Here is an 11,608-nt window from a genome sequence, read left to right as displayed (position 1 = left end):
ACCTACATAGCGAGTCAGACATGAGCACGAACACTCAAGCAAGGACCGCCGTCGTCACCGGCGGCGCAAGCGGGATCGGCCAGGAATGCGCGCGGCAGCTGCGCGCCGAAGGCTGGCAGGTCGTGGTATGGGACCGGAGCGCCGCGGATGACGCCGTGGCCGTCGACGTTTCGGACTACGCCAGCGTAGCCCGCGCGGCGGCACAGCTGGACGGCGTAGACCTGCTGATCAACGCCGCCGGCATCGCCGGCAGCCGTGCCCCGGTCGCGGAAAAGGACCCCGCGGAATGGGCCCAGGTCCTGGCCGTGAACCTCAACGGCACCTTCCATTGCGCGCATGCCCTGTATCCGGCGCTGCGCGCCCGCGGCGGCGTCATCGTCAACATCGCGTCGGTGGCCGGCATGGTCATGATGAAGGGCCGCGCCCACTACGCCGTATCGAAGGCCGGCGTGGCGACGCTGACGCGGTCGCTGGCCAATGAATGGGCCGAGGACGGCATCCGGGTCATCGCGGTGGCGCCGGGCTACGTCAAGACGCCCTTGATCCAGCATTCCATCGACGCGGGCGAACTGGACGAAGCGCGGCTTGCGGCCATGCATCCGATGAACCGCCTGGCGACTACCCAGGAAATCGCGGCGTCGATCATCGCGTTGACCAGGCCGCCGTTCCTGTTCATGACGGGTTCGGTCGTCACCATCGACGGCGGCATGACGCTGGGTAAATAGTTCGGGGTATCGCGCGAAAGCAACAGTTTGTCCCCAAATTTTCCGGCAATCCCCTTTTATTGAAATAAACCGTCACATATTACGATTACTTTCAATCCATAATCTACGCAAGAAAATGCCACCGGCGTAGGGGGCCCGCTCTTGCGATGAAAGTCCTTTCCATATTCGGGACCCGTCCCGAAGCGATCAAGATGGCGCCCCTGGTGTCCGCGCTGCAAGGCGAACCCCGGATCCAGAGCGTCGTCTGCGTGACGGGCCAGCATCGCGAGATGCTGGATCAGGTGATGGCCCTGTTCGACCTGCGGGCGCAGCACGACCTGGACATCATGGTGCCCAACCAGACGCTCAACGGCCTGTACGCGCGGCTGATCAGCCGGGTGGACAGCGTGCTGGAGGCGGAGCAGCCCGATTGCGTGCTGGTCCACGGCGACACCAGCACCGCATCGGCCTGCGCGCTGGCGTCTTTCCACCGCCGCGCGCGCATCGGCCACGTCGAAGCCGGCCTGCGCACCGGCGATCTGGCCAAGCCCTTCCCCGAGGAAATGAACCGCCGCGTGGTCGACGCGGTGGGCGACTGGCTGTTCGCGCCGACTGCGCAATCGCGCGCCAACCTGTTGCGCGAAAACCTCTCGGGCCGCATCACGGTCACAGGCAATACCGTGATCGACGCGCTGGCCATGACCTGCGCCAAGCTCGCGCCCGAAGGTGCGCTGGCGCAGCAATTGGCGGCACGCTACGGCTGGCTGGATCCGCAGCGCCGCCTGCTGCTGGTGACCGGACACCGGCGCGAGAGCTTCGGCGAGGGCTTCCGGAACATCTGCGCCGCCCTGGCCGAACTGGCGCGGCGCGAAGACCTGCAGATCGTCTACCCCGTGCACCTGAATCCGCAGGTGCGCAACGTGGTGATGGCTCAACTGGACGGCCTGTCGCGCGTGCATCTGATCGCCCCGCTGGATTACCTGGACTTCGTCTGGTTCATGCAGCGCGCCTACCTGATCCTGACCGACTCGGGCGGGGTGCAGGAAGAAGCGCCCTACCTCGGCAAGCCGGTATTGGTGATGCGCGACGTCACCGAACGCCCGGAAGCCGTGCAGGCCGGCACCGTGACGCTGGTCGGCACCGATACGCAGCGCATCCTGGCCGAAGTGAACCGCTTGCTCGACAACCCGGAACTGCACGCTTCGTTCTCGCGCCGCATCAATCCCTATGGCGACGGCCTCGCCAGCCAGCGCATCGTCGATGCGCTTTGCGGCCGCGCCGTATCCGAGTTTGCGCCTCAAGCACCGGCCGCGGCCCGTTAGCCGCCCCATGCCCCTCACCACCGGAGCCCTCATGCCCCATGCCCCGCATTCCCCCGCCGCCCGCACCCTCTGCCGCGCGCTGATCGCCGCCGGGTTGCTGCTCCCCTTGGGAGCGATGGCCAGTCCCGCGGGCGACGCCTTGCGGCGCTTGCTGGGCGACGACTGGGTCACGCGCGACACCAGCCTGGAAGACCTGGGCATCCGCGAACCGGTGGTGCTGAGCAACAGCGATGCGCGCCAGGAGTTCTACCTGCCGGTACCCCGCGGCGTGCCGATAGCCGACGCCACGCTCGATTTCGACGCGCGCTACATCAAGGGCGAACCGGGCCGCGCCAGCATGGTGTTATGGGTGGACGGCGTGCCGCAGACGGCGCAGCGCATCGCCGACGGCGAGGGGTCGGCCACGCGCAAGCTGAACGTGGAGCAACGCGTGCGCGACACCGGCTTCGTGCGCCTGGCGGTGGACTGGCAATCGGACATCGCGCAGCGCCAGTGCGAAAGCAACCGCGCCACCGCCAACGCCTTGATGGTGTCGCCGCGCACGCGCCTGAGCTACCGCTACGACGCCTCGGCCATCGGCAGCCTGGACGAAGCCTGGAGCACCCTGCCCGGCAAGCCCGTGCTGATGGTGGCGGGCGCCAAGCTCGACCAGCAAGCTTTCGACAGCGCCTGGCGCATGGGCGTGGCGATGGAGCGCAGCGGCAAGCGGGTCGCAGTCCGCGCCTTCCCGGCGGTGGGCGACGAGATCGACACCCGCGGCCTGCAGGCCCCGAACGGACTGGGGCAAGTGCAGGCGTTCGCAGCCCTGGCGGGCAAGGACAAGCACAAGCTGGCCAACGCCGCGGAGATCGGCGCGCTGCTGGTCATGGGCGCCCCCGCCGTCAGCGGCGACGTGGTGATCGCCGACGCCGCGCTGCGCGCCCGCTACAACGAGGCGCTGGACGCCTTGCAGGCGCAATTGGCGCAGGACGGCGACGCCGCCGAGGCCTTCCAGGCCTGGCGCCAGCGGCGCATGCCCCTGGCCGGCCAGGACCTGCCCTCCAAGGAGATCCGCCTGGCGCCGCTGGGCCGGCAGGCGGTCATCGCCGTGGCCGCCGACGCCGGCGCGCAAGGCGCGGGCGCCTTCGACACGGCTTGGCGCCGCATCCTGGTCACGCGCCAGGCGCAGGTCAAGACGGCGGAGCCGCCGCAGGCTTCGGGCGAAGATGGCATGCGCCTGACCGCGTTGGGCGGATCGTCCGCCAGCTTCGACGTGGTCGCGCGCGGCGACTGGAACGCCACGTTCGCGCTGGCCGCGGTGTCGGCGGACGGCAGCATGCCGGACGAACTGGTCATGGACCTGGCCGCCGCGCCGGGCGCGTCCGCCACCCGGCCGGTCGCCTCGGTATTCTGGAATGGCATCCTGCTGGCCGCCAAGCAGATGGACGCCGACGGCCATCCCGAACGCCTGACGGCGCGCGTGCCCGGCTACGCCCTGGGCCTTACCAACGCGGTGCGCGTCACGTTCCAGCGCCAGCCGGTATCGGTGGATTGCAATGAAATCCCGCAAGGCTACCCCGTCAACGTGCTGCCCACCAGCTATGTGAAGCCGGGCCGCGCGCAGCCGGACGGCACCTTCGTGGGGCTGCTGCCGCTGTTGGCCGGCAGCCCCCAGTTGCTGATCCCCGACGGCTATCTGGCCGACGCGCCGGCCAGCCTGCAACGCGTCATCGGCATCGCCACGGCCAGCGGCCTGTCCGCCACGCGCGCGGCGCTGTCGCTCACGCCGGCGGGCCAGGCGGCCAAGCCCGGCGGCCCCTTCGTGGCGATGGAGGTCGCGGTGGACGGCGCCAAGCCCATGGTCAAGGTCACGGACCGCAAGCAGCTGACGGTGGACGGCAAGAGCGCGCCCTGGCTCGACGTTTCCGGCCTGGACAACCTGAGCACGGCCGAAGTGGTGCGCGCCGGCGGCCAGGACGGCCTGCTGTGGCACACGCTGGGCCAGCGCCCGGTCATGCCGCAGGCGCCCTTCGTGCTGAACCGCGGCAACATCGCCATCATCGGCGCGGCAGGGCCGCTGGCCTGGATCGACAGCGCCAATCCCGCGGCGGGCCAGCCGCCTGGGGCGGGCGCAAGCGCCTTCTTCGAATGGCGCAACTACCTGTCGTGGAGCGTCCCGGCGCTGAGCGTGGGCCTGCTGGTCCTGCTCCTGATCCTGATCGCCGCATTGCGCGTCACCCGCAGGAAGAACAAGGACAGCAAGTAACCCGGAGGCGCCATGTCCTCGCTTTACTGGCCCTACCTCATCGCCGACTACTACCGCGGCCTGGAGATCGTGACGGCTGTAGTCGGCGTCATCATCCTGCTGTCCAGCCTGGACGACCTGTTCATCGACGGCTGGTTCTGGCTGCGCGAACTGCGCCGCGGGCTGACGGTCAAGCGCCAGTATGCGCCGCTGACCGCCGAGCAGTTGCGCGCCAAGCGGGAACAGCCGCTGGCGATCATGGTGCCGGCCTGGCTGGAGTACGACGTGATCGCGCCCATGCTGGAGAACATGGTGTCGACGCTGGAATACAAGAACTACATGATCTTCGCGGGCACGTACCAGAACGACGAGCGCACCATCAAGGAAGTGGAACGCATGCGGCGGCGCTACCGCCAACTGATACGGGTGGAAGTGCCGCACGACGGGCCGACCTGCAAGGCCGACTGCCTGAACTGGATCGTGCAGGCCATCTTCGCCCAGAATGCCATGCAGCCCGAGCCCTTCGCCGGCGTGATCCTGCACGACAGCGAAGACGTGCTGCACCCGCTGGAACTCAAGTACTACAACTATCTGCTGCCGCGCATCGATTTCATCCAGTTGCCAGTCACGTCGCTGGAACGGGAGTGGCACGAGCTGGTCGCCGGCACCTACATGGACGAGTTTGCCGAATGGCACACCAAGGACCTGGTGGTGCGGGAAAGCCTGTCCAAGATGGTGCCGTCCGCCGGCGTCGGCACCTGCTTCTCGCGCCACGCGCTGGAGGTGCTGGCGGCAGAGACCAACAACCAGCCCTTCAATACCGACACGCTGACCGAGGACTACGACATCGGCGCGCGCCTGGCCCAGCGCGGCATGCGCCAGATCTTCGGCAAATTCGAGGTCGAGTACGTGACGCGCCGCCGCTCATGGTTCGGCCTGGGGCGGGAGAAGATCTCCGCCATCAGGATGCCGCTGGGCGTGCGCGAATACTTCCCCAACACCTTCCGCACCGCCTACCGGCAAAAGGCGCGCTGGACGCTGGGCATCGGCCTGCAAGGCTGGCAGCAGGTGGGATGGACCGGCTCGCTGGCCACCAAGTATCTGCTGTTCCGCGACCGCAAGGGACTGTTCACGTCGTTCATCGCAATACTGGCCTATCTGCTGCTGGCCAACTTCTTTCTCTTCTATCTGGCCGACCGCTTTGGCTGGTGGAAGGTTTATTACCCTTCCTACTTCCGCCCCGGCGGCTGGCTGGTGACGCTGATGTGGCTGAACGCGGGGGCCCTGCTGCTGCGCGTGGTGCAGCGCGCGTACTTCGTCGGCCGCATGTACGGCTGGGAGCACGCCCTGCTGTCCATGCCGCGCATGATCGTCGGCAACTTCATCAACGCCATGGCGGCGGCGCGGGCCTGGCGCCTGTTCATCGGCCACCTGATCACGGGCAAGCGGCTGGCCTGGGACAAGACCATGCATGACTTCCCCTCCACCGACCAGTTGGCGCAGCAGCGCCAGCGCCTGGGCGACCTGCTGCTGTCCTGGCAGGCCATCGATCATCAGATGCTGGAGCAGGCGCTGGAGATCCAGGCGCGCGAGAAGCGGCCGCTGGGCGAAATCCTGATGGAGCGGGGCTGGCTCGACGAAAAGACGCTGCACGAAGCGCTGTCATTCCAGCAAGGCGCCCCGACGCAAACCGAACACCCCGCGGACCCGCTATCGCACAGGCCCACTCCTCCATGACCGTCCTTTCCCGTACGCTGGCTTTCAGCGCCCTGCTGTGCGTGGCCGCAGTCCCTGTAGCGGCCGCGCAACCTGCCGCCGCAGCCGAACGTCCGCTGGAAGGCGACGCCTACCAACTGGCCGACCAGGCCTACAAGCAGTACGACGCCGGCCATTACGAAACCGCCCAGATCATGGCGGAGAACGCCATCCGCCTGCGGCCCGACGTGGCTCGCCTGCGCCTGTTGCTGGTCTATGCCTTGGAAAAGCAAGGTAAACGGCAGGAGGCCGCCCGTGCGGCCGACGCGGCGATCGCCGACGGCCTGGGCACCCCGGAACTGCGGCAGGCCAAGGCCAACCTGCAGCGCCCGCCTGCCGTGGCCGCCACGCCCACACAGCCCGCGGCGCAAACGCCTGCGCAAGCTTCCGGGCAGACGCCCGTGCAGACGCCCGCCCCTGTCCGCAAGCCCGCGCCGCAAACCCCGTACCAGCGCGCCTATCCCGTGGCGGCGCGCGCCTATGCGGACTATGGACGCCAGGATTACGCCGCGTCCGCCGCAGGCGCCGAACGCGCCTTCCGCGCCGTGCCCAGGCAAGGCGAATGGGCCTTGCTGTGGGTGGAATCGCTGGGCGCGCAACAGCGCTACGAAGCCGCCAGCCAGGCCGTCGACACGGCGCTGGCGCTGGGCGCGCCCAACAAGGCGGCGCTGCAGGCGAGGCAGCAGGCCTATCAGAAGCAGATCGCCGCAAGCCAGGCGCCCGCGGCGCCGGCTCCGGGTAGCGAGGCCGCCACGGGCGCCTATGCCGCCTACGACAAGGGCGCCTACCAGGAAGCCATCACGCTGGCCCGCCAGGCCGTGGCGCAAGCGCCGGACAATGAGAGCTATGCCCAGCTGCTGACGACCGCGCTGGCCGCGGGCAACAAGGCGCAAGCCGCCGAGGCGGAAGCCCGGCTGAGCGACGCCATCGCCCGCCAGCCGGACTCGGCCCAGCTGCTTGCGCAGCGCGGCTATGCGCGCCAGCGCCTGGGCCAGCCCGCGGGCGCGGCGTCCGACTTCGCGGCCGCGCGCGCCACCGGCCAGGCGCCGCCGCGCCTGATCCTGGACCAGGCCTATGCGCAGTCGGCAATGGGCGACAACCGCGCCGCCACCGACTCGCTCAAGCAAGCCATCGACATGGACGATGCCGGCCAGTTGGGCCTCACGCCGCTGGAGCGCTACAACACGCGCAGCGGCGTCGCCGCCCTGTCGCGCGAATGGGGCGGCTCGTTCTCCGCATCCTATCGCGGCGCACGGCCGGCCAGCTCCAGCCTGGGCGGGGCCGCCATCAACACCCCTGGCGACGTGATCTTCAGCACCGCGGAAATCTTCTGGCGTCCGCCGCAACTGAACAACCGCTGGGGCATGCTCGAGGCGTACGCGCGCAGCTCCAACACGCTGTACGACAGCGGCAGCACCTACGAGTCGCGCAGGAATGTCGACCCTTGCACCGGGGAAAGCACCCCGGACGAACGCTCTAACGAAGAACGCTTTCGCAACAACAGCACCTCATCCGGCATCCCCAGCACCATCGGCGCGCTGGGCCTGCGTTATCTGCTGGCCGATACCGGCATAACTTTCGGCATCGAACGCCGCTTCTTTCTGGGATCCGCCACCCGCCAGGGCTATGCCTACCCCGAATCCAGCGCGGTGCAGTGCGCGGCGCAGCAGGCCTTCCACAACGCCTATCCCAATCTGCAGGACCAGAGCGCCGTGGCGCGCTACAAACTCAACGGCAATGCCGGGGGCTGGATGTCCTACGTCACCTACGGCTATTACCAAGGCCGCGAATTGCGCGTGGACGTACCCAGCTGGCTCACGATCGAAGGCTATGCGCAGGCCGGCTACGCCTGGGACGACAACAGCGCCCGCTATACCGCCTATTCGGTGGATTCCAAGGGCCAGCGTCAGCAGGATCTGGGCAGTTCCTCGGGCCGCCTCAAGCGCGACCAGGCCTTCCTGTCCGGCGAACTGCGCGTGGGCCGCAGCTTCCGCGCCACCAGCATCAGCGACAAGCTGGTGCTGTTTCCGTACGCGGTGGTCGGCGCGGACTGGCTGTGGCAGAAGAGCGTGGCCAAGCTGGACGACCTGCCCGGCTACGGCAGCCAGTCGGTGGTCCTGTCCGACCACGGCACTTCTTGGTCGCTGGGCGTGGGGCCGGGCTTCAACGTGCGCTACTGGTTCCGCGAAGACCACTACAACGCGCCGCGCTCTTACCTGGACTTCGGCGTCCAGTACCGTACCAGCCTGGGCGGGGGCGAGAGCGACCGCGCCAAGGGTTGGTTCATGAACATGACGCTGTCGTACTGAGCCGCTGATACACACGATTACATCGGTTCATAAGCCTATAACAATGAATCGGGCATAGTGCTCCGCGCCACGCAGGCTGCGCGATCGCCAGGCGTGCAAACCTCATCCCTCACCGCGTTGGAGATTGAATTGCCGATGTTCAAACAAGCCCGTATCGCCCTGGCCGCCGCCGCCCTGACCCTGGCCAGCGGCGCCGCCCTTGCCCAGCAGACCATGCAGGGCCAGATGCCCAACCTGGCGGCCGTGAGTGGCCAGATGCATGCCGCCGCCGAGTACTGCGGCGCCTACACGGCAGCGCAGCTCGAGCAGATGAAGCAACAACAGAAGACTGCGACCAGCGCCCAGGGCATGTCGGCGGCGGACTTCGACGCCGCTTTTTCGAAGTCCTACAGCCAAGCCAAGGTGCAACTGGGCACGTTGAGCGCGGCCGACAAGGAAAAGACCTGCGCGCAGCTCAAGGCCATGGCCGCGGCGCAACCGCGCTAACCATTCCGCGTCAGACCGCTGATCGGCCGCCTAGAGCGGCCATTCCCGCTTCAGGCGCTCGGCCTCGGGCGTAGGCCCGATCAGCCAGGGATCAGCCGCAAAGGCGACCACGCGTTGCGCGCGGTAGCGCCGCGCGATGCGCAACTGCCGGCGCACGCGCGCCGCGTCGGCGGAGCGGGCATTGAAGGTGGTGCCGTCCTGGCGTTCGGACGGCAGTTCCTCGAATAGTTCGACGATCAGGTCGAACGGCGCACGACGCGCCAGCAGCATGCGATGCAAGGGCTCCAACGCCTCATACGCCGCCATGCCGGACACGCCCACTCCGTCCTGGAGCATGGGCCTCAGCCTGACCACATCCAACAATCCGTTCCACAGGTCGGCCAGGCTCAGCGCTCCCGGCAATTTGCTGTGATACGTGGAGATGGCGGGCACGCGTCCCGTCTGTTGCACGAGCGGATCGGACAGCTCGCGCAGCCATTGCGCCAGCAGCGCCTGGCGGCCGGGCGCGGCCCAGCTGTGCTGCTCGATCTCGTAAGGGATGTACCAGCCGCGGAAAGCGGCAAGCCGGGTTGCGTTCGACGCTTGCGCATAAGCCAGCGCCTGCGCCTGCGTGGCCTGCAGGAATGCGGCCAGCGCGGCGTCATCCGGATTGCCCAACTGTCGCCACCAGCGCTCGTCGTAGGGCAGGCCCAACTGCAGCCCCATGCCCAGGCGCTCGGCCTCGTCGAAGATCAGCGCCAGCGTGGACGCGGGCAGTTGCCAGGGCTGCGCCCCGCCGCTGGCGCCCACCCACTGAATGATGATCTCGCGGAATCCCAACGCGTGCATGGCGGCGATGCGTTCGCGCCACGCCTGCGGGCTCAATTCCAGGTGGCTGGGCCAAAGCTGCCAGAAGGTGCTTTGCACCGACCAGGCCGGCGCGCAGGCGGGCAGGCTGGCGGCCAGCGCCGCCACGCCCAAGCCCTGCAACAGGCGTCGCCGGCCGGTGGAAGGAGGCGCAGACGCCTGCATGGGCTGCCTGGCGATAGGATTTACCCGGCGCGGTTGCCGAAGATGCCCGACAGGGACGCCAGCAGGTCGGCAGGGTTGAATTGCTGTTCGCCCTGGACCTCGCCGTTGGGCGTGGCCTTGTCCACCAGTTGCGGCAGCAGCGAGGACAGCGAACCCAGCACGGAGTCCGTGTCCTGACCGGTCTTGGCGGCCAGTTCGTTGACGACGCCGGGATCCAGCACGGAACCGAGCTGATCGGCGCTGACCGGCATGTTCTGGCCGGTGCCCACCCATGACGCCACGATCTCGCTCAAGCCGCCCTTCTGGAAGCTGGCGATCAGGCCGGTCAGGCCGCCCGGGTACTTGTTCAGTTGCTCGATCAACGCGGGCAGCAGCGAAGCCGAGCCCCCTTGCTGACCGCCGCCGGCCATCGAGGCCAAGGTATCCAATAGGCTCATCATCGTGCTCCTGAAAAAACGGAGATCCAGTATAGGCCCATGCCTGCCGCCCCGCCTGTCATCCGATGGATGACACCCGGCATCTTTACAAAGCTTGTCGATTGCATCCCGTCAGTCGACGGCCTTTCCCGCCTGCAAGGCCTGCAGCGACTTCAGGCCGGCGCGGCCGTCCGGCCGCAGGCCCAGTTCGCGCTGCACCGTCTGCAAGGCCTGCCGGGTGCGGGCGCCGATCATGCCATCGGGTTCGCCGATCTCATAGCCGCGGGCAATCAACAGCCGTTGCAATTCCCGCCGCTGCGCCCGCGACAGGCCTGGATCGTCGGTTGGCCAGGCTTGCACCAGCGGGCCGCCGCCGCGCAGCCTGTCGGACAGGTGGGCGATGGCCAGCGCGTAGCTTTCGGCTGCGTTGTAGGAATACAGGGCGTCGAAATTGCGCGTGACCAGGAAGGCAGGACCTTTGCTGCCCGCCGGCAGCAGCAGCCCCGCCGGCGTGTCGCCCGCGGGCAGCGGCTGGCCGTCGGCGCGCGTCACGCCGCGCCCCGCCCAGTACGACATCGCGCGCTTGTTCTTGCGGCCCGCGCCTGAAGTGTCCAGACCCGCCGGCAGGCGGACTTCATAGCCCCATTGCAGCGCGCTGTTCCAGCCCGCGCGCTTGAGGAAATTGGCTGTCGATGCCAGCGCGTCCGGCACGCTGTCGACCAGGTCGCGGCGGCCGTCGCCGTCGAAGTCCACCGCCAGCCGCAAGTACGTCGAGGGCATGAACTGGGTCTGGCCGAAAGCGCCCGCCCAGGAGCCCGTCAGGCGTTCGGGCGCGATGTGCTCGTCCTGGATGATCTTCAGCGTGGCAAAGAATTCGCCGCGGAAATATGCCTGACGCCGGCCGAAGCAGGACAGCGTGGACAGCGACGTCAGCAGGGGCCGGCCGCCCAGTGTGCGGCCGTAGTTGCTTTCCACGCCCCACACCGCGGCGATGGTGGCTGCGTCCACACCGTAGCGCGACGCGGCGCGGTCCAGGTCAGACTGCCAGCGCGCCATGCCGGCCCGGCCGTCGGCCACGCGCTCGTCGTCGACCAGGGCCGCCATGTAGTCCCAGATAGGCGTCTTGAATTCCGGCTGGGCGTCCAGCAGATCCAGCACTGTCATGTCCGGTGCAAGCCCGGCGGTCTGGGTGTCGAACGTGGCGCCGGACACGCCGGCCTTGAGCGCCGCGCCGCGCAATTGCGCGAGGCAGGCCGCGAACGCGTCGGCGGCCGACGCCGCGGGCACCAGCGAAATGAGGGCGCCGCCGGCCAGGGCGCAGGCCAGCGCGCGCAGCGGGCGGGCCCGCAGCGTCTTGAAGAAGTTATGGTTGTTCATGTCG

General features: G+C 68.3%; 9 protein-coding genes. 6 read left to right on the top strand and 3 right to left on the bottom strand.

Annotated features, from left to right (window positions below):
- Nucleotides 1–20: 20 nt before the first annotated feature.
- The 6 genes from HV766_RS23810 (at nt 21) to HV766_RS23785 (ending at nt 8,800) form a co-directional block, all read left to right on the top strand.
- Nucleotides 21–725 (top strand): SDR family NAD(P)-dependent oxidoreductase, encoded by a 705-nt coding sequence (locus HV766_RS23810; RefSeq protein WP_119450918.1) that lies wholly within the window; start codon nt 21–23, stop codon nt 723–725.
- Nucleotides 726–871: 146 nt separating this feature from the next.
- Nucleotides 872–2,026, top strand: coding sequence for a non-hydrolyzing UDP-N-acetylglucosamine 2-epimerase (wecB, locus tag HV766_RS23805; RefSeq protein ID WP_119450919.1), 1,155 nt, complete (start codon nt 872–874; stop codon nt 2,024–2,026).
- A 31-nt stretch (nt 2,027–2,057) separates the two neighbouring features.
- Entirely contained in the window at nt 2,058–4,271 is a 2,214-nt protein-coding gene (locus HV766_RS23800) for a cellulose biosynthesis cyclic di-GMP-binding regulatory protein BcsB (protein WP_175181956.1), read from the top strand.
- Between the two features lie 12 nt (nt 4,272–4,283).
- Entirely contained in the window at nt 4,284–5,987 is a 1,704-nt protein-coding gene (locus tag HV766_RS23795; protein WP_054450835.1) for a glycosyl transferase family protein, read from the top strand.
- A complete protein-coding gene (locus tag HV766_RS23790; protein ID WP_175181955.1) occupies nt 5,984–8,314 on the top strand; it encodes an NfrA family protein in 2,331 nt (776 codons plus the stop codon). Before HV766_RS23795 ends, HV766_RS23790 begins: the two co-directional genes overlap by 4 nt.
- Before the next feature lie 135 nt (nt 8,315–8,449).
- The gene (locus HV766_RS23785; protein ID WP_054450831.1) at nt 8,450–8,800 is read left to right on the top strand and encodes a hypothetical protein; all 351 of its coding nucleotides are present in this window, start codon (nt 8,450–8,452) and stop codon (nt 8,798–8,800) included.
- Nucleotides 8,801–8,830: 30 nt separating this feature from the next.
- Here the strand turns inward: HV766_RS23785 and HV766_RS23780 are convergent, their stop codons facing one another.
- From HV766_RS23780 to HV766_RS23770, 3 genes are all read right to left on the bottom strand, one after another.
- Nucleotides 8,831–9,811 (bottom strand): DUF4434 domain-containing protein, encoded by a 981-nt coding sequence (locus HV766_RS23780; RefSeq protein ID WP_175181954.1) that lies wholly within the window; start codon nt 9,809–9,811, stop codon nt 8,831–8,833.
- Nucleotides 9,812–9,831: 20 nt separating this feature from the next.
- Nucleotides 9,832–10,248, bottom strand: a complete 417-nt coding sequence (locus tag HV766_RS23775) for a YidB family protein (RefSeq protein WP_054450829.1) — start codon at nt 10,246–10,248, stop codon at nt 9,832–9,834.
- 111 nt (nt 10,249–10,359) lie between these two features.
- The gene (locus HV766_RS23770) at nt 10,360–11,604 is read right to left on the bottom strand and encodes a lytic murein transglycosylase (protein WP_175181953.1); all 1,245 of its coding nucleotides are present in this window, start codon (nt 11,602–11,604) and stop codon (nt 10,360–10,362) included.
- Nucleotides 11,605–11,608: the final 4 nt, after the last annotated feature.

This window comes from Achromobacter aegrifaciens (genome assembly GCF_902859735.1).
In the GTDB taxonomy this organism is placed as follows: domain Bacteria; phylum Pseudomonadota; class Gammaproteobacteria; order Burkholderiales; family Burkholderiaceae_B; genus Achromobacter; species Achromobacter aegrifaciens.
Note: the sequence above shows the minus strand (reverse complement) of the source record. Positions and strands in the feature narration are given on the sequence as shown.

What these genes read in the sequence shown, in the direction of transcription:
- HV766_RS23810 (WP_119450918.1), top strand. Translation starts at nt 21, where the DNA reads ATGAGCACGAACACTCAAGCAAGGACCGCCGTCGTCACCGGCGGCGCA.
- HV766_RS23800 (WP_175181956.1), top strand. Translation starts at nt 2,058, where the DNA reads ATGCCCCATGCCCCGCATTCCCCCGCCGCCCGCACCCTCTGCCGCGCG.
- HV766_RS23770 (WP_175181953.1), bottom strand. Translation starts at nt 11,604, where the DNA reads ATGAACAACCATAACTTCTTCAAGACGCTGCGGGCCCGCCCGCTGCGC.
- HV766_RS23775 (WP_054450829.1), bottom strand. Translation starts at nt 10,248, where the DNA reads ATGAGCCTATTGGATACCTTGGCCTCGATGGCCGGCGGCGGTCAGCAA.
- wecB (WP_119450919.1), top strand. Translation starts at nt 872, where the DNA reads ATGAAAGTCCTTTCCATATTCGGGACCCGTCCCGAAGCGATCAAGATG.
- HV766_RS23780 (WP_175181954.1), bottom strand. Translation starts at nt 9,811, where the DNA reads ATGCAGGCGTCTGCGCCTCCTTCCACCGGCCGGCGACGCCTGTTGCAG.
- HV766_RS23785 (WP_054450831.1), top strand. Translation starts at nt 8,450, where the DNA reads ATGTTCAAACAAGCCCGTATCGCCCTGGCCGCCGCCGCCCTGACCCTG.
- HV766_RS23795 (WP_054450835.1), top strand. Translation starts at nt 4,284, where the DNA reads ATGTCCTCGCTTTACTGGCCCTACCTCATCGCCGACTACTACCGCGGC.
- HV766_RS23790 (WP_175181955.1), top strand. Translation starts at nt 5,984, where the DNA reads ATGACCGTCCTTTCCCGTACGCTGGCTTTCAGCGCCCTGCTGTGCGTG.